This is a genomic window from Novosphingobium sp., from assembly GCF_027489515.1.
GTDB lineage: Bacteria > Pseudomonadota > Alphaproteobacteria > Sphingomonadales > Sphingomonadaceae > Novosphingobium.
The window spans coordinates 1-17,605 of record NZ_JAIXZS010000005.1 but is presented as its reverse complement, the minus strand read 5'-3'; the positions used below and the strand labels follow the sequence as shown (position 1 = coordinate 17,605).

Annotated in this window: 17 protein-coding genes and 1 tRNA gene; 5 read left to right on the top strand and 13 right to left on the bottom strand. The window is 66.1% G+C overall.

All coding sequences use genetic code 11. From position 1 onward, the window contains the following. Positions 1–46: 46 nt before the first annotated feature. The 6 genes from Q0082_RS00250 to Q0082_RS00225 form a co-directional block, all read right to left on the bottom strand. Positions 47–122, bottom strand: a tRNA-Lys gene (locus Q0082_RS00250). Between the two features lie 78 nt (positions 123–200). After that, entirely contained in the window at positions 201–1,316 is a 1,116-nt protein-coding gene (gene rodA, locus Q0082_RS00245; RefSeq protein WP_298188572.1) for a rod shape-determining protein RodA, read from the bottom strand. A gap of 2 nt (positions 1,317–1,318) precedes the next feature. After that, a complete protein-coding gene (mrdA, locus tag Q0082_RS00240; RefSeq protein WP_298188570.1) occupies positions 1,319–3,451 on the bottom strand; it encodes a penicillin-binding protein 2 in 2,133 nt (710 codons plus the stop codon). A 4-nt stretch (positions 3,452–3,455) separates the two neighbouring features. Then, on the bottom strand, positions 3,456–4,028 hold the full coding sequence (locus Q0082_RS00235; RefSeq protein ID WP_298188568.1) for a rod shape-determining protein MreD: 573 nt from the start codon (positions 4,026–4,028) through the stop codon (positions 3,456–3,458). Further along, positions 4,028–4,936: a rod shape-determining protein MreC gene (gene mreC, locus Q0082_RS00230; RefSeq protein WP_298188565.1), complete on the bottom strand. Its 909-nt coding sequence runs from the start codon at positions 4,934–4,936 to the stop codon at positions 4,028–4,030. Before mreC ends, Q0082_RS00235 begins: the two co-directional genes overlap by 1 nt. A 44-nt stretch (positions 4,937–4,980) precedes the next feature. Continuing rightward, on the bottom strand, positions 4,981–6,027 hold the full coding sequence (locus Q0082_RS00225) for a rod shape-determining protein (protein ID WP_298188563.1): 1,047 nt from the start codon (positions 6,025–6,027) through the stop codon (positions 4,981–4,983). 191 nt (positions 6,028–6,218) lie between these two features. On the opposite strand from Q0082_RS00225, the gene mutL reads away from it, so the two are divergent. Then, positions 6,219–8,015, top strand: coding sequence for a DNA mismatch repair endonuclease MutL (gene mutL, locus Q0082_RS00220; protein ID WP_298188560.1), 1,797 nt, complete (start codon positions 6,219–6,221; stop codon positions 8,013–8,015). Continuing rightward, positions 8,012–8,464 (top strand): hypothetical protein, encoded by a 453-nt coding sequence (locus Q0082_RS00215; RefSeq protein WP_298188557.1) that lies wholly within the window; start codon positions 8,012–8,014, stop codon positions 8,462–8,464. The genes mutL and Q0082_RS00215 overlap by 4 nt, the downstream gene beginning before the upstream one ends. Before the next feature lie 13 nt (positions 8,465–8,477). Here the strand turns inward: Q0082_RS00215 and Q0082_RS00210 are convergent, their stop codons facing one another. Genes Q0082_RS00210 through ychF form a run of 3 tightly spaced genes read right to left on the bottom strand, consistent with a single transcriptional unit; the run spans position 8,478 to position 10,466 of the window. Continuing rightward, on the bottom strand, positions 8,478–8,888 hold the full coding sequence (locus tag Q0082_RS00210) for a GNAT family acetyltransferase (protein WP_298188554.1): 411 nt from the start codon (positions 8,886–8,888) through the stop codon (positions 8,478–8,480). Positions 8,889–8,896: 8 nt separating this feature from the next. After that, the gene (locus Q0082_RS00205; RefSeq protein WP_298188551.1) at positions 8,897–9,355 is read right to left on the bottom strand and encodes a MaoC family dehydratase; all 459 of its coding nucleotides are present in this window, start codon (positions 9,353–9,355) and stop codon (positions 8,897–8,899) included. A gap of 10 nt (positions 9,356–9,365) precedes the next feature. After that, positions 9,366–10,466, bottom strand: coding sequence for a redox-regulated ATPase YchF (gene ychF / locus Q0082_RS00200; RefSeq protein WP_298188549.1), 1,101 nt, complete (start codon positions 10,464–10,466; stop codon positions 9,366–9,368). Positions 10,467–10,504: 38 nt separating this feature from the next. Here ychF and Q0082_RS00195 point away from each other — a divergent pair, with 38 nt between their 5' ends. Together Q0082_RS00195 and Q0082_RS00190 are read left to right on the top strand one after the other, a co-directional pair. Continuing rightward, a complete protein-coding gene (locus Q0082_RS00195) occupies positions 10,505–11,551 on the top strand; it encodes an MBL fold metallo-hydrolase (RefSeq protein ID WP_298188547.1) in 1,047 nt (348 codons plus the stop codon). A 101-nt stretch (positions 11,552–11,652) separates the two neighbouring features. Further along, a complete protein-coding gene (locus Q0082_RS00190) occupies positions 11,653–13,182 on the top strand; it encodes a tetratricopeptide repeat protein (RefSeq protein ID WP_298188543.1) in 1,530 nt (509 codons plus the stop codon). A gap of 63 nt (positions 13,183–13,245) precedes the next feature. Here Q0082_RS00190 and Q0082_RS00185 read toward each other — a convergent pair whose 3' ends face one another. Beyond that, complete coding sequence (locus tag Q0082_RS00185) at positions 13,246–13,986, bottom strand: cistern family PEP-CTERM protein (RefSeq protein ID WP_298188540.1); 741 nt, start codon at positions 13,984–13,986, stop codon at positions 13,246–13,248. Between the two features lie 189 nt (positions 13,987–14,175). Between Q0082_RS00185 and Q0082_RS00180 the strand changes: the two genes are divergently transcribed. After that, positions 14,176–15,693 (top strand): tetratricopeptide repeat protein, encoded by a 1,518-nt coding sequence (locus Q0082_RS00180; RefSeq protein ID WP_298188538.1) that lies wholly within the window; start codon positions 14,176–14,178, stop codon positions 15,691–15,693. 125 nt (positions 15,694–15,818) lie between these two features. Here Q0082_RS00180 and Q0082_RS00175 read toward each other — a convergent pair whose 3' ends face one another. From Q0082_RS00175 to Q0082_RS00165, 3 genes are all read right to left on the bottom strand, one after another. Next, the gene (locus Q0082_RS00175; RefSeq protein WP_298188537.1) at positions 15,819–16,217 is read right to left on the bottom strand and encodes a PEP-CTERM sorting domain-containing protein; all 399 of its coding nucleotides are present in this window, start codon (positions 16,215–16,217) and stop codon (positions 15,819–15,821) included. Positions 16,218–16,357: 140 nt separating this feature from the next. Next, the gene (gene pth, locus Q0082_RS00170) at positions 16,358–16,924 is read right to left on the bottom strand and encodes an aminoacyl-tRNA hydrolase (RefSeq protein WP_298188533.1); all 567 of its coding nucleotides are present in this window, start codon (positions 16,922–16,924) and stop codon (positions 16,358–16,360) included. 93 nt (positions 16,925–17,017) lie between these two features. Then, on the bottom strand, positions 17,018–17,605 hold a 588-nt coding region (locus tag Q0082_RS00165), incomplete at its 5' end, for a 50S ribosomal protein L25/general stress protein Ctc (RefSeq protein WP_298188529.1).

Below are 17,605 nucleotides of genomic sequence, written 5' to 3'. Positions count from 1 at the left end.
CGCTGAGCGGAGAGTCCGTTGCAGATCAGGCTGTGATGGGGAGGTTTGGTGGACGCACTAGGGCTCGAACCTAGGACCCGCTGATTAAGAGTCAGCTGCTCTACCAACTGAGCTATGCGTCCACACCGTACCGCTGCCGGCAACCGGGAGCGCACCCCTTAGCGTTTTTTGCCGCCCTGCCAAGCCCCAATTTTGAAAAACTAGCGAAGCCCTGCATCCATCGGTCGCGACCAGCGGTCGACCGCCATCAAGGTGCCGATGCACAGCATGTTGGTCATCATCGAAGAGCCGCCGTGGCTGACGAAGGGGAGGGGGATCCCCACCACCGGCGCAAGGCCCATGACCATCATCAGGTTGATGCAGACGTAGAAGAAGATCGTCGTCACCATGCCCGCCGAAAGCAGGCGCGAGAACCGGTCCGGCGCGCGCAGGGCAACCTTGAGGCCCCAGCGCAGGATCAGCGCAAAGACGATGAGGACGAAGAACCCGCCGATCATGCCCCACTCCTCTGCCATCGTCGCGAAGACAAAGTCGGTATGCGCCTCGGGCAGATAGTCGAGGTGGCTCTGCGAGCCTTGGCCGAAGCCCTTGCCGAAGAGGCCGCCCGACCCGATCGCGATCTTCGACTGGGTGATGTGGTAGCCCGATCCCAGCGGATCGCTTTCTGGATCGAGGAACACCAGCACGCGCTTGCGCTGGTAATCATGGAGCAGTGTGAAGAAGGCGAGGGGAGCGGCCACCGCCACGGCCGCACCGCCGCTGATGAACAGCCACAGCGGCAGGCCCGCAAGGAACATGATCACCACCGCGCCGAAGCTGATTGCAAGCCCGGTGCCAAGATCGGGCTGAAGCATGACAAGCCCCGCAGGAAGCCCAAGAAGAACCGCCGCCGGCGCAATCGCGCGCCAGGTGCGGATTTCGGACGGTGGCAGCACACTGTAGAACCACGCCAGCACCAGCACGATGCCCGGCTTCATCAGCTCGGAGGGCTGAAGCTGCATGAAGCCCAGATTGAGCCAGCGCTGGCTGCCACCGCTGACCCGGCCAAGCAGTTCGACCAGCACCAGCAGCACGCAGAGCACCGCATAGGAGGGCAGCGCAGCGTTCTTGAACCACGTGGATGGGATGCGCGAGACGACCATCGCCATGGCAAGGAACACGGCGAAGCGCAGCACGTGGAGCAGCGCCCAGGGCATCAAGTGTCCACCCGCCGCCGAATAGAGCACCGCGCCTCCGAAGGTGACGAGCGCGGAGAGCGGCAGGATGACGCCCCAGGGCTGGCGCGCGATGAACGCGGGGATATAGGCGCGCTGCATCGTCAGGCTCCCGGCGGCGCGGGCGCTGCGGGGGCCGCTGCAGAAGGGGCGGGGTTCGGTGCCGTGGCGGCAGGCGCAGTGGTCTCGGCGGGCGCGGGCTCGGGCTCGGGCGCAGGCGGTGCTGCGTCGGTCTGCGCGGCGGCAGGCTCGGGTGCAGGGGAGTTGTCCGCCGCAACCGCTTCGGCGGCCTGCGCCTCGTCGGGCGCCGCGGGTGCGCTCGCGCCGAACCTGGCCGCATAGGCGTTGTACTTGGCGGTCATGCGCTGCTGCACGTTGCCGCCCCATTCCTTTTCGTAGCCTTCCAGCACTTCCATCGCCTTGGCGCGGTCGAACAGGAAGGTCATCACGTCGCGCGCGATGGGATAAGCCGCACCCGATCCCCCGCCGTGCTCGATGGCGACGGCGCAGGCATAGCGCGGCTTGTCGAAGGGTGCGAAGCAGATGAAGTGGCCGTGATCGCGGTGCTTCCACAGGCCGCCCTTGCCGTTGCCGATGTTGAGCCCGACCACTTGCGCGGTACCGGTCTTGCCGGCCATCTGCACGCCTTCAACCGGCAGGCGCGCCTTGCCCGCCGTGCCCCGACCGTTGACCACTTCGTTCATCGCCGCGTGGATCAGATCGAGGTGATCCTGCCGGATGCCGAGCGAGGGTGCGTGCGGCGCGTGGCGGTCCATCAGCAAGCGGGGCGTAAGCTGCAAGCCGGAGGCAAGGCGCGAGGCCATGACCGCTTGCTGCAGCGGATTGACCAGCATGTAGCCCTGGCCGATCGTGGCGTTCACGGTATCGTAGATCGCCCATTCCTTGCCGTACTTGCGCTGCTTCCAGGCAGGATCGGGCACGGTGCCATAGGATTGGCCGGGATAGGGCATCGGGAATTCCTGCCCGAGCCCCAGCCGCCGCGCCATCGCGGCAATACGATCCATCCCGATCGCTTGCGCAAAGTGGTAGAAGTAGACGTCGCAGGACTGGTAGATGCCTTTCGACATATTGGTCGTGCCATGGCCGCGGTGGTTCCAGCAGTGGAACACGCGGTTGCCCACGCGCAGGCCGCCACCGCAATTGACACTGGCCTCGGGATCGAGGCCCGCTTCGAGGAACGAAAGCGCGACCATCGGCTTCACCGTCGAACCGGGCGGATAGAGCCCGCGCAGCACTTTGTTGCGCAAGGGTACGTGGTCGTCTTCGGAAAGCATCTTCCATTCGATGCGGCCGATCCCGTCGGCAAAGCTGTTGGGATCGAAGCTGGGCATCGAGACCATCGCAAGCACATCGCCGGTGGCGCAGTCCATCACCACGACCGAGCCGGATTCGAGGCCGATGCGGCGCGCGGCATAGTCCTGCAGCCCCGCATCGATGGTGAGCTGGATCGGCTTACCGGGCACATCCTCGCGCGTGCCGAGATCACGGACGACGCGCCCGCCCGCAGTCGCCTCGACCCGCCGCGCACCGGGAACCCCGCGCAGGCGCTCCTCGAAGTGCTTTTCGAGGCCGTCCTTGCCGATCTTGAAGCCAGGGGTGATGAGGAGCGGATTGCGTTCCTTCTCGTAGTCCTCGGCTGAAGCCGGGCCGACATAGCCGACGAGATGGCCGACGGCCGCGCCCGTCGGATAGAAGCGCGAAAAACCGCGCTGCGGGATCACGCCCGGCAGTTCGGGCAGGCGCACACTGACCGCGGCGAACTTGTCCCAATCGAGGTTCGAGGCGACCTCGACGGGCTGGAATCCGCGCGCCTTCTTGAGCTTGTCCTTGATATCGCTGACGCGGTCCGCGGTAAGGCCAAGAAGCTCCGACAGGGTCGCCAGCGCGCTATCGGCATCGACCACCCGATCGGGCACGAGATCGACGCGGAAATCGGCGCGGTTTGCCGCGAGCGCCGCACCGGTGCGGTCGATCACCCAGCCGCGGCGGGGCGGTATCAGTGTGAGGTTGACGCGGTTGCTTTCGGAGGCCGCCTGATACTTGGCGTTTTCCGCCACCGCGAGCCAGGTGAGCCGCCCGGCAAGCAGCACCCCGACGCTCGCCTGCGCCATGCCGAGTACGAAAGTCCGTCGCTCGAAAGAATGGGTGAGCTGCGCGCCGGTGACCGGAAGCGGCTTCGTCGGCTTGGACCAGGGCCATGTCCACGTGCTGCGCATCGGATCACACCGAGCGGAGCGGCAGGAGGCGGATGCGGTCCAGCAGCGCAACCAGCCGGGTGAGCAGCGGATAGAGCGCGAGCGTCACCAGGAGCTGCGGGCCAATCACCAGCGGCAGCGGATAGGCCGCGGCAAGGCCCGCAATACCCGCCGAGAGCACCAGATAGGCGCTCATCAGCAGGCTGGCGACGGCCCAGTCCTGCGCGAAACTGCGCCACAGCAGGCGGTTGTCGACGGTATCCATCACCAGCATCGCGGCCGACCATAGCACGATCCCGGAACCGAACGGCTGCCCGCTGAACAGATCATCGAACGCGCCGAGGGGGAGCCCGGCCCACAGCGGCAGGAGGCTGGGGCGCAGCATCCGCCAGGCAAGGAAGACCATGAAGGCAAGCGGCGGCACGACCGGGGCCGAGGCGATCACCGGCGAAAAGGCAGCGAGCGAGGCCAGCATGACCGAGAGCCACGGCAGGCCCGAGGCGAGTAGCGGCGAGGGCGCGCGGTTGATCCGCTGGGGGACAATGTCCTCTGGCCGCATCGGCAAGCTGGGCAGTTCAGGGAGGCGCGGAAAAGGCATCAGTTGCCGCTCGGCTCCGGCGCTGGGCCGGCAGCCCGCTGGCTTTCACCGAGCGCGGTAACGGCAGCGGGCTGGAACACCGGCAGCACGACCACGAAATCGGCATCGGCGGGATCGCTGGCGAGGTGGCCAACGCCGCCATCGTGGAGCACCTCGGTGACCACCGCGACAGGGATGCCCGGCGGATAGAGCCCGCCCGAGCCCGAGGTCACGAAGACATCGCCGCGCTTCAGCGGATTGACGCCCATATTGAGCAAGCGGATTGCAATGCGGCCATCTGATTTGCCCTCGACAAAGGCAGGAAGGCCATCGCGGGCGCGGCGGACAGGCACGACGTTTTCGGGATCGGTAACCAGCAGCACGCGCGCCGTGCCGGGTCCGGTTTCGACCACGCGGCCGATCAGACCGGCAGCCGAGCGCACCGGCTGGCCCGCGCGTACGCCTTGCGATGAGCCTGCCGAAAGCACCGCATAGCGGCGCGCGCTTGCGGCGGTCGAGCCGATAAGGCGCGCGGCGGCTACGGGCTTCACTTGCGGATCGAGAATGCCGAGCAGCGCCTTCAATCGGCGGTTCTCGCCCTCAAGCGCCTGCATGGTGAGCGCATTGGCGCGCGCGGCCGCAACTTCGCGGCTGAGCGCGGCATTCTGGCGGCCGGCCTGGAAATAGGCACCGATGGCCGCGACCACGCTCTGGCCGGCTGCGCGCGTCTCGGCGCCCGCTTCACCGGCCGGGCGGGCGATCTCGCTCGCCGCGCCGCGCACCGAGCTGAATGCGGAGGGATTGACGATGCTTACAATCAGGAGTCCCACGCCCGCAAGGAACCCGGCCACGGCGATGACGTAGCCGGTGAAGATTCCGTATTGCGCCCTGCGCGAAAAGCCCGGGCGCCGATCCTGCGACCGCGCCATCTAGCAACCCTTCCTTATGCGACCCGACGCGGCGCCATGCGGCATCACGCCGTCATCAGCACGCCGCGGTAGATCGGATCTTCCATCGCACGGCCGGTGCCGAGCGCGACGCACGAAAGCGGGTCTTCCGCCACGCTGACGGGCAGGCCCGTCTCGTCGCGCAGGTGCTCGTCGAGCCCGCGAATCAGCGCGCCGCCGCCCGTCAGCACGATGCCCTGGTCGACGATGTCAGCCGCGAGTTCAGGCGCGGTGTTTTCCAGCGCGATGCGCACGCCTTCGACAATAGCGCCGATCGGTTCGGAGAGCGCTTCGGCGACATTGGCCTGCGTGATGGTGATTTCCTTGGGCACGCCGTTCACAAGGTCGCGGCCCTTGATGTGGATCGTCTCGCCCACGCCGTCGGCCGGCACGATCGCGATGCCGAAGTCCTTCTTGATCCGCTCGGCGGTCGATTCGCCGATCAGCAGGTTGTGGTGACGACGAACGTAGGAGACAATCGCCTCGTCCATCTTGTCCCCGCCCACGCGCACCGAGGTGGTGTAGGCAAGGCCGCGCAGCGACAGCACCGCGACTTCTGTGGTGCCGCCGCCGATATCGACGACCATCGAGCCGACCGGCTCGGTCACCGGCATATCGGCGCCGATTGCCGCGGCCATCGGTTCGAGGATGAGGAACACCTGGCTTGCCCCGGCGTTGCTCGCCGCGTCACGGATCGCGCGGCGCTCGACCGAGGTGGAGCCCGAAGGCACGCAGATCACGATTTCAGGATAGCGCAGCAGGCTCTTCGAGCCGTTCACCTTGCGGATGAAATGCTTGATCATCTCTTCCGCGACTTCGATATCGGCGATCACGCCGTCACGCAGAGGGCGGATCGCCTCGATGTTGTCCGGCGTCTTGCCCATCATCATCTTGGCATCGTCGCCTACGGCCTTGACCCGCTTGATGCCGTTGATCGTCTCGATCGCGACGACCGAAGGTTCATTGAGCACGATGCCACGGTCCTGCACGTAGACCAGCGTGTTGGCGGTGCCGAGATCGATTGCGATGTTCTGGGAACCGAACTTGAAGAATCGGGAAAGCATCGAGGCCATCAGGAAATCCGTATAAATCTGCGGTTGGGCCCGCCCGCGCAAAGGGCGAGAGGGGCTTTGGCGAGGCTGGCGAAGTGCGCGCATTAGCAGGGCCGCCGAGCAAAACCCAATATTTTGTGCGCTTGTTTGCGGGATAAGTACGGGCGCTGGCCTCGAAAAAACGCGGCTTCGTCGCTAGGCTGGGTTTCTTCATGTCCCAGCCCGCGCGAACCATCCGGCGTCTGCCCGAAAATCTCGTCAATCGCATCGCTGCGGGCGAGGTCGTCGAGCGCCCGGCGAGCGCGCTCAAGGAGCTCGTCGAGAACGCGATCGACGCGGGCGCGACCCACATTTCGGTGCGGCTGGCGGAGGGCGGACTGTCACTGATAGAAGTGACCGACGACGGCTGCGGCATGCGCGCCGACGAGATTGCGCTGGCGCTGGAGCGGCACGCCACCTCCAAGCTGCCCGATGAAGCAATCGAGATGGTCGCGACCCTGGGCTTCCGGGGCGAGGCGCTGCCTTCGATCGCCTCCGTTGCGCGCGTTACCATCGAGAGCCGCGCAGGCACTGCTGGCGAGGCCTGGGCGCGCGTGGTCGATCACGGCATGGTTGTTTCCGATGGTCCCGCCGCACTGCCGCCGGGCACGCGCGTCAGGGTCGAGGACCTGTTCGGCAAAGTCCCCGCGCGGCGCAAGTTCCTGCGCAGCGCGCGCGCCGAATGGGCTGCCAGCCTCGACGTGGTGCGCCGCCTTGCCCTCGCGCGGCCCGATATCGGGTTCACTCTCGAACATGATGGTCGCCGCGCGCTCTCGGTCCAGCCGGGCGATACGCTGGCGGCCCGCACCGCACAGCTTGTGGCGCGTGAACTGCACGACAACGCGGTGGCGGTCGATCTGGTGCGCGGGTCCTTCCACCTCATGGGCGTGGCGGGTCTGCCGACCTACAATCGCGGCGTCGCCGATCACCAGTACCTCTTCGTCAATGGCCGCCCGGTGAAGGACAAGCTGCTGATCGGCGCGGTGCGCGGGGCCTATGCCGACATGCTGGCGCGGGATCGCCACGCCGTGCTCGCACTGTTCCTCGAGGTCCCGCCCGAGGAAGTCGACGTCAACGTCCACCCGGCCAAGACGGAAGTGCGCTTCCGCGATCCCGCTCTGGTGCGCGGGATGATCGTCTCGGGCCTGCGGCAGGCGCTGATGACGGGCGACCGCCGCTCCGCGCAGGCGCCAGACGCCGCCGCCATGCGCGCCTGGCAGGCAGAGCCCATCGTGCCCGGTCCCGTGCCGCAGTCCAACCTCTTCTTTCAGAGCCAGCCCACCGCTCCGCGCGTCTCCGAGGCCGGGCAGACCTGGCGCGGCTATGAAGCGGCGATGATGGCGCCCCCTGCCGCGCGCGCCGAGCCTGCTGTGGAGGCCGTCCCAAGCCACCCGCTCGGCGTTGCGCGCGGGCAGATCGCGGCGACCTATATCGTCGCCGAGGCAGAAGACGGGCTTGTTCTCGTCGATCAGCACGCTGCGCATGAACGCCTTGTGCTTGAACGCCTGCGCGCTGCCGGGGCAGGGGAGGGTACTGCCCCGGCGCAGGCGCTGCTGCTGCCCGAGGTGGTCGAGCTTGACGAACCCTCCTGCGACCGGCTCGAGGAAGCCGCTGCCGAACTCGCCGCCTACGGCCTCGCGCTCGAACGGTTCGGGCCTGCCGCGATGCTCGTGCGCAGCGTTCCGGCGGTGCTGAAGGGTGGAGATGTTCAGGCGCTGGTCCGCGATGTGGCGGACGATCTCGCAAAGAACGGCGCGGCCTTGCTGCTGGGCGAGAAACGCGATCTCGTTTTGGCAACCATGGCATGCCATGGTTCGGTAAGGGCCGGGCGCGTACTCAGCGTCGCGGAAATGAATGCGCTTCTGCGCGAAATGGAAGTGACGCCGCGCTCGGGACAGTGCAACCATGGCCGCCCGACGTGGATCAAGCTGGCCCATGGCGATATCGAGAAGCTCTTCGGGAGGAAATGATGCGGGGAATTGCTTTGGGTCTGGTGCTGCTGCTGGCCGCCTGTGGCGGATCCGGTCCGCCGCCGCCGCCCCCCGCGACCACCATCCAGCCCGAGCCGATCACCTATCCCGATATCAAGGATAACGAGCTCTACGGCGGCGGCTGCAACTTCACCCCGGAAGGCGGCGGCATGTCCGCGCTGGCGCTTGCGCAGGAAGGCGAGGCGATCATCAAGGTCAAGGGCAAGATCGAACGCATCCCGGCCGACAAAAAGAGCCAGATCCTCCCCGAAACCGCACGTACCCGCTATCTCGGAACCGACCGCATCCTGCTGATCGCGCCGCTGCCCGATGCCAAGCCGATCGAGAACGGCGTGGTCAAGACCCTCGCCACCAGCCTCACGATCATGGACCCGCAAGGCCGCATCCAGTTCTTCGCCAAGGGCGTCGTGCAGTGCAAGCCGATGTGAGGGGCTTTCGCTGCTAGAGCAGGCGGCCCATGCTGATGTGCTCCTCCACCGTGAAGCCGAGCCCCTTGTAGAATGCGATCACCGCCGCGTTGGTGCTGCGCACTTGCAGGTTGATCTTGCAGCAGCCCAGCTTCCGCAAAGCCGCCTCGGCGGTCTGCACCAGCGCGGTGCCGATCCCGCGCCGCTTGGCATCCTGCCGCACGGCGACGGAATAGAGCCAGCCGCGGTGCCCATCATAGCCCGCCATGATCGAGCCGATGACGCGGCCCTCATCCACCGCAACGAACAGCAGGTCGTCGTTCATCGCCAGCTTGGCCGGGACGGACTGTTCCGCCCGGTTGCGCGGCGGATCGTTCGGAAACGCCTCGCGCCAGAGCGCATCGAGCCCATCGAAATCCGGTGTTTCGTAAGGCCGGATTTCCATGCGTGCCTTCAGTCCGTTCCCGCCGGATCGCGCGTCGCGACGAGGCCGAGCGCCTTGAAGCTCATCACCAGTTCGTCGTTCTGGTTGTAGACGCGCGTCTCGCCCTTGATGATGCCCATTTCCGGCCGGGTCTTGCTGCGGCGCTTCTCCAGCAGCGTGTTCTCGCAGCGCAGCGTGTCGCCGGGATAGACAGGTTTGATCCAGCGCAGTTCATCGACCCCGGGCGAGCCGAGGCCTGCCTGCTTGTTGTTCAGAAGGTTCGCCACCGTCATCGACATGGTCATCGCCGCGGTGTGCCAGCCGCTGGCCGAAAGGCGGCCGAAGTGCGTTGCGGCCGCCGCGTCGTCGTCAAGGTGGAAGGCCTGCGGATCGTACTTCCTTGCGAACTCGATCACTTCCTCGCGGGTCACCTCATAGTGGCCGTACTTGGTCACCTTGCCGACTTCGAGATCCTCGTAATGTTGCATGTGATCAGCCTCAAACATTGAACTTGAAGTGCATCACGTCGCCGTCGCGCACAACGTATTCCTTGCCTTCCTGCCTGAGCTTGCCCGCATCGCGCGCCGCCGCTTCGCCGCCCAGCGTCACGAAGTCCTCGTAGGCAATGGTCTCGGCGCGGATGAAGCCGCGCTGCATGTCCGAATGGATTTCGCCCGCCGCTTCGGGCGCCTTGGCTCCGGCATGGACCGTCCAGGCGCGCGCTTCCTTGGGGCCGACGGTGAAGAAGGTAAGGAGGTGGAGCAGATCATACCCTGCGCGGATGATCTTCGCGAGGCCGGCTTCCTCCAGCCCCAGTGCAGCGAGGAATTCGCCCCGGTCCTCGAGCGGCATCGTCACGATATCGGCCTCGATCGCGGCGGAGACGACGACCGCGTTGGCCCCTTCGGCCTTGGCCTTCTCGAACACGCGGGCGGAGAAGTCGTTGCCGGTAGCGGCAGCTTCTTCCTCCACGTTGCAGACATAGAGCACCGGCTTGGCGGTGATCAGCTGTGCCTGCGCAAAGACGCGCGCTTCCTCGTCGTCCTTGGGCTGGGTGAGCCGTGCGGGCTTGCCTTCGCGCAGCAGTTCGAGCGCCTGGCCGAGCACCGAGGCCGTGATCTTCGCTTCCTTGTCGCCCTGCGCCGCCTTCTTCTGTGCAGCGGGCACCCGCTTCTCGAGGCTTTCGAGGTCCGAGAGCATCAACTCGGTCTCGACCGTCTCGGCATCGGAGATCGGATCGACCTTGTTGTCGACATGCTGGATGTCCGCATTCTCGAAGCAGCGCAGCACGTGGACGATCGCGTCCACCTCGCGGATATTGCCGAGAAACTGGTTGCCGAGCCCTTCGCCCTTCGATGCCCCGCGCACAAGGCCGGCGATATCGACAAAGCCCAACTGGGTCGGGATGATCTTCTGGCTGCCCGCAATCGCCGCCAGCTTGTCGAGGCGCGGGTCTGGCACGCCCACGTTCCCGATATTGGGCTCGATCGTGCAGAACGGATAATTGGCCGCTTGCGCCGCCTGCGTCTCGGTCAGCGCGTTGAACAGCGTCGACTTGCCCACGTTCGGCAGTCCGACAATCCCGCAGCGAAAACCCATGTGCTTGTCCTTGTCCAACGGATCGGACGGGAAAAGCCTTGTCCGAGATCCTGTCGGGCGCGATGGTATCCCGAAGCGGCAAGGTCAAGGGGCTGAGGGCGATGAAGTACTGGCTGGCATGGTTGATTACGGTTCTGGCAGCCTTCGCCGGCACTGCCGCGCTGGCTGCCGACCGGTCGGCGCATCAGGTGCAGGCGCTCAAGGTTACGACGTTTTCGACCATGCTGGCCGACCTCGATGGCTTCGGCGAGTGGGGATATGCCGCGCTCGTCGAGGTCGATGGGAAGCGCATCCTGTTCGATACCGGCGCCAATCCCGATACCGTGCTCAAGAATGCCGAGGCGCTGAAGATCGATCTCTCGAACGTCGAGGACGTGGTCATCTCGCATTTTCACAATGATCATACCGGCGGCCTGCTCACCCTGCGCAAGGCGCTGATGCTCAAGAACCCGGCAGCGCTTTCGCACCTCTATGTGGGGGAGGGTATCTTCGCTCCGCGCTTTACCAAGGACGGGCAGGGCGGCGAGACCGAGAACGATTTTCCGGCGCTCGCCAAGGCCTATCTCGATATCGGCGGGCGCATCCAGCAGCTATCCGGCCCGGCCGAGATCGCCGCCGGTGTCTGGTTGACCGGGCCGGTGCCGCGCGGGCATGCCGAAACCAACTGGAGCCCCGGCCTCTTCGTCAAGACGGGCAGCGATCTCGTGCCCGATACGCTGCGTGAGGATACCTCGCTGGTTGTCGCCACGGCGCAAGGCGTGGTGATCGTGACCGGGTGTGGCCATGCCGGAATCATGAACATTGCGGACGATGCCAGAGCGATCACGGGTGATGACCGCCTCCATGCGGTGATCGGCGGCATCCACTTGTTCGCCAAGTCCGATGCCGTGCTGGTCGAGACTGCGGGGCGGCTCAAGGGTCTCGCCTATCTCTTCGCCGCCCATTGCACCGGGATCGAGGCGACGGTCCGCCTGCGCGAATTGCTCGGGCTCGACCGGCGCACCGCCGTGGTCGCGGCTGTCGGTTCCAGCTTCACGCTCGGCAAGGGGATCGCGGCGGGGAGGATCGCCGGCTGGGCGGGTTAGAGTCGCGCCTCCTTCACCAAAATTTCAAGGGTTGGAGCTTAGGTCCGTTCTGAATGTAATGCGGCGTCCCGCCTCAGCGGAGCGCGGAAGGAACGGCCCATATGATCCGGATTGCCCCGTCGCCCCTTGCGCTTTCGGCGCTTGCGCTGGCCCTTGTTCTGGGCGGATGCGGTTCCGATCCCAAGGCGCTTGCCGCCAAGGCGCAGGGCGAATTTGCCGCGAACCAGTATCTGGCTGCGCAGACCGATCTGGCCGCCGCGCTCGCGGCCAATCCCAACGATCCGGCATTGCTCGAACTGCATGCCCGCAACGCGCTGGCGATGGGCGATGGTATTGCGGCAGGCGCCAGCCTCGAGAAGCTCGCTGCCGCACGCAAGCCAGCTGATTTCAACCGCCTGCTGGCCGAAGCCGCGCTGCTGCGCGGGCAGGCGCAAGAAGCGCTCACCGCGCTCGGCCAAGATACCTCTGCCGCCGCGCACCGGCTGCGCGGCCTCGCGCTGCTGATGCAGGGCGATAGGCCGGGGGCGGAGCGGGCGTTTCAGGCCGGCCTCGCTGCCGAGCCACGCCATGCCGCGCTGCTGGCAAGCCTCTCGCGCCTCAAGCTGATGGACGGCAACACAGCCGAAGCGCGCCGCCTTGCCGATCAGGCGCTCGCCGCCGATGGCGATCTTCTTGATGCCATGCTTGTCGATGGCGAAGTCGCGACGGCGGAGGGCCGGCTGGGCCATGCGCTGGCCGCCTATGCAAACGCGGGCAAACGCTATCCCGGCAATGTTCCCGCGCTCACCGGACAAGCCGCGATCCTCGGCGATCTTGGCCGCACCGACGAGCTTGCCGCGCTGCTTGCGGGCTTCCAGGGCACCAGCACCGATGGCACGATGGCCTATCTCAAGGCGCGGCTCGCTGCAGCCAAGGGCGATTGGAGCGCTGCGCGCGATATCCTTCAGGCCAATGAGGACAAGCTCACGGACCGCGACGACGCTAATGTGCTCTACGCGCAAGTTCTCACCCACATTGGTCAGCCTGAACAGGCCCGAGCGCGGCTCACGCCGATGCTCTCTCGCCATCCCGAAAGCGTGCTGCTGCGGCGCGAGCTGGGCAAGGCGCAGCTTGCCGGAGGCGATGCGGTGGGCGCGGTCAAGACGCTCACGCCGTTTGCGCAGAGCAAAGCCGCCGCGCCCGAGGACCTGCGCCTGCTCGCCAAGGCGGCCGAGGCGGCTGGCGATCCGAATGCTGCCTTCTTCGCTGCCCGGGCGCGCTATCCCTCGCCGCAGTCGCTCGGCCAGGCGCTGGCTGCAGCCGATACCGCAATGAAGGCCGGCAACTGGGGCAACGCGATCCTCGCCTACGAGCAGATCCTCGCACTCACGGACGGGCGCAGCGCGCTGGTGCTCAACAATATGGCCTGGGCCCAGGCTGAGGTCGGCAATACGGACAAGGCGCTGCGGTTTGCCCAGCGCGCGATCGAGGTCGCGCCGGATGATCCCTCGGTCATGGATACGCTCGGCTGGTTGCTCCACAAGAGCGGCAGCAACAAGGGCCGCGCGCTCGATCTGCTGCGCCGCGCCGCGCAGAAGGCGCCCGGCAATGCCACGATCCGTGCGCACCTTGTCGAAGCGCAACGCGGATAAGGCACATGAAAAGGGCCCCGACCGGCTGGTCGGAGCCCTTTCTCTCTGCGCAGAGCTAGGGGATCAGGCTGCGGCGAACTGGACCCGGACCGTCTGGCGACGGCGACGCGCAAGCGCCAAGCCAATGATGCCGGCACCAAACAGGCCCAGCATGCCCGGCTCGGGAACCGGCGTTCCGCCCGTGCTGCCGCCGCTCGTGCTGCCGCCGCTGGTGCTCGAGATCGTGCCGTCGCCCGTGGCCGAGCTGACGCCCGGGACGCCGCTGATCGACTGATAGCGGACAAAGAAGTTTCCGAGTGTCAGCGCCGAGACCGGCGAGGCGAAGCTCAGCGTGAAGGTGCCCGTACCGGTCTGGCCGGCAGTCAGGCCGCCACTGCCGCCGCCCGCGCAGGCACCCGTCGAGGCGTCCTTGAAGCACACATCCACCGTGCCGATGCCGTTGGGATAGTTGCCACTGAGCTGGGCGTAGCTGTAGGCCCCGGTCGAGTTCGCGCCGGTGATCTCGGGATCGGTGTTGAAGGCAAAGCCCGAGATGCGTGAATCGATCACCGGTGCCGAGCTGGTGTTCGCCACAGCGTAATCGAACGTGTAATCATTGCCCGAAACACCCGTGAGGGTGAACGTGGTCGAGCCGGTCAGTCCGGCGATCGAGCTGCCGCCGTTGCTGTCATAGCCATTGTAGTTGAGCGAGACCGACTTGCCGATGTCGGCGGCATTGAACAGCATCGAGTCGGCAAGCGCGGGCGATGCCGCCGTCAGCGATGCCACAACTGCCAGTGCTGCATACTTTGTGAAGGTGTTCATGGCCCTGCCCCTGAGTGGTTAAATTGTGATCCTCCCCACTCATCGCAAACACCATGCCATTCCCAGAATACCGCCATTCCGGATGATTAATGCGAGGGCCTTTGTAAACCATTCCAACGATTTCGCACTCTGCCGCAGATGGCTCATTTTCACCGAAATTTCAGGGGTTGGGTTCTAATGCAGCGGGCGATGAAGCGCGCTGCCCTCCTTGCTGCCCTCCTGCTTGTCTCGGCCTGTTCGCATGCCGATCCGGCCGCGCAATTCGCCGCGGCGCAAAAGGCCTATGCCGCAGAAGACTATGCCGCCGCGCGGGCGCAAGTGCTGGGCGCGCTCGACGCCGATGGCAGCAACCGCGACATGCTGCTGCTGTTTGCCCGGACCCAGCTGAAGCTTGGTGACGGTGACGGCGCGCAGGCCACCCTGTCCCGGCTCGAGGAAGCAGGCGTCACCAGCCCCGAACTCGTCCGGATGAAGGCTGAAGCGGCGATCCTGCGCGGCCAGCCGCAAGCCGCACTCGATCTGCTTGGCCGCGACGGAACAGCGGAAGGCTGGCGCGTGCGGGCGGCGGCGCACAATGCGCTCGATAACGGACCTGCCGCGCTTGAGGCGCTGCGCCGCGGTCTTGCGGTCGATGGGCGCCATTACGCGCTGCTGCACGATTATTCGCGGTTTCTTATTGCCGCGCAGGATTTCCCGGCCGCAGCCAAGACAATCGAGACGATGCGGCAGATTGGCCCGGACTGGCTCGATACGCTGATGATGGCGGGTACGCTCGCCGCGCAGCAGGGGCAGCTGGATACGGCGCAGCGCAGCTATACCGCCGCCGCCGAAAAGTATCCCGCACGCGTGGAGCCGCTCAGTGCGTTGGCCAGCCTCGCGGACATGCGCGGGCAGGTCGATACTGCGCTGGCTTTCGTCGCGCGCGCGGCGAAAATTGCCCCCGATCATCCCGAAGTAACCGACCTTACGGTGCTACTCGCCTCGGAAAAGGGCGATTGGGAGACCGTGCGCAAGACACTGGTATCGCAGGAACTGACGCTCGATCCGCGTTCGGCAAACGGTATGAGCTATGCCGAGGCACTGCTCCGGCTTGGTCATCCCGAACACGCGCGCGCCATGTTTGCCAAGGCGCTGCTGCTCTCGCCCCAGAACCCCTATGCGCGGATCATGCTGGCCGAATCGCAGCTGGCGGTCGGCGATCCGGTGAGCGCGCTGCGCACCGTGCGGCCGCTTTCGGACAGCGTGCTGGCGGGGGAGCGTGAACTCGATCTGGCCGTGCGCGCGGCGAAGGCGGCGAACGATCCGGTGGCCGGCGCGCTGCTGGCGCGGCTGCATTCGCCGGGCCTGAAGACGAACCAGCAACTGGTCAGCGCAGGCCAGGCGGCTCTGTTCAGGCAGGACTGGCAGACGGCGCTGACCACGTTCAGCCAGATCCCGGGGCATGAAAATGATCCCGAAGTGCTCCGCCGAATGGCGCTGGCGGCCTCCCGTGTCGGGAAGGCCGATGTTGCACTGGGCTATGCCGACCGGGCGCTCGATCTCGCGCCGCGCAACGCCGATATGCTTCACACGGCCGCGCTGGTCCGGCTCGAAGCAGGGCGCGACCGCGATCAGATGCTGAGGTTGATGAAGGCGGCAAGCCAGCTCGATCCGGCAAACCGGCTGTTCCGAGCCGATCTGGCGCGGGCAGCCGCAGCGAGCGGCTGATCTTTCAGGGCGAACGATCGCCCTTGCACTTCGCACCTAGCCGTTGCTTGTCCCAACCGGTCCTTCACGGGTCGCATGGCGGCCCCGTGAAGGACGTTGGTGGGGCAAGGAGCGTGTGCCGGATTTCAGCGGCGGCGGCGACGCGCCAGCGCGAGACCGACGAAGCCGAGGCCCATCATGCCGAGCATGCCCGGCTCGGGAACCGGCGTGCCGCCCGAAGTGGTCGTGCCGCCCGAGGTGGTCGTGCCGCCGGTGGTGGTGGTGCCGCCGGTCGTGGTCGTCCCGCCAGTCGTGGTCGTGCCACCGGTCGTGGTCGTGCCACCCGAGGTCGACGTCGTCGTGGTGCCGCCGGTGGTGGTGGTGCCGCCCGTCGTCGTCGAGCTCGTGGTCGAGCTGCCGCACATGCCGCCGCCCGACGGGTGGCCGCAGTTGCAATAGTGGGTGTGCTTGAACCAGGCCGAAGCCGGGGTCGAGATCATGGCGGTGCCGAGCAGGGCCGCCGAGGTTAGCAGGATACGCTTCATGGTTTTGTTCCCTTGCCAGTGAACTGTGGTTAAACCCTGACAAAGCAAACTTGATGCCAAATACGCATTTCTGCCGATTTTACTGGTTAACGCCTGTTCGGAAATGGCGTCGCTGTAAGCCTGGCCGACGCTTGAAACAGTTAATTTTGGCGTAACGCGACATCGTTCATGAACCGCGCATCAGCCCCTGAGGCGAGCCATTCTGCCTCTCCGGCCACGGCGCCGAGCATGGTGACAAGATCATCCTGCTCGGCCTTGGCGAAGTTCCCAAGGACGTAACCCATCACGCGGTCCTTGTGGCCGGGGTGCCCGATGCCGAGCCGCACGCGGCGAAAATCGGGACCGATGTGCTGGTCGATCGAACGCAAACCGTTGTGTCCGGCATGGCCGCCGCCCTGCTTCACCTTGACCTTGAAGGGCGCGAGATCGAGTTCGTCGTGGAACACGGTGAGCGCGTCCGGCGCGAGCTTGTAGAAGCGCAGCGCCTCGCTCACCGCGCGGCCACTTTCGTTCATGAAGGTGGCGGGTTTGAGCAGGATCACGCGCTGCTGTCCAATCCGGCCATCCTGCGCCCAGCCCTGGAACTTCTTCTGCACAGGGCCGAACGAATGCACCTCGGCGATCGTGTCGATCGCCATGAAGCCGACATTGTGCCGGTGGAGGGCGTATTGGGGTCCCGGATTGCCGAGGCCGACCCAGAGCTGCATGGCGAGGGTCTCCCTAAGTCAGGCTGGGAAGGGCGTTGGTGCCGGTCCCTTCCGCTTGGGGGAAGGGACCGGGCATCCAGACGCGGGCAGCGATCAGGCCGCCGGGGTCTCGTTATCGCCCTCGGCGCTCTTCAGCGCGGACGGGGCAACGATCGTGGCGATCGTGAAGTCGCGGTCGGTGATCGCCGAGCGCGAACCAGCCGGCAGCGTGACGCTGCTGATGTGGATCGAATCGCCGATATCCACGCCCGAGACGTCGATCGAGATGTCGTCGGGAATCTTGTCGGCTTCGCAGATCAGCTCAAGCTCGTGACGAACGATGTTGAGCACGCCGCCCTTCTTGAGGCCGGGCGACTTCGCTTCGTTCACGAAAATCACCGGAACGGCGACTTCGACCGGAGCATTGGCCGAGATGCGGAGGAAATCGGCATGGAGCGGGCGCTCCGAAACCGGGTGGAAGGCAACGTCCTTGGGCAGCGTGCGAACGGTTTCGCCGCCGACGGTGAGCTCGACGATCGAGTTGAAGAAGTGGCCGGTGCCAAGCTGGCGGCGCAGTTCCTTCTCTTCGACGTGGATCGCAACCGGATCCTGATTGCCGCCGTAGATCACGGCGGGGGTGCGGCCTTCGCGACGAAGTGCACGGGAGGCTCCCTTGCCAGCCCGTTCACGCGTCTCGGCCGG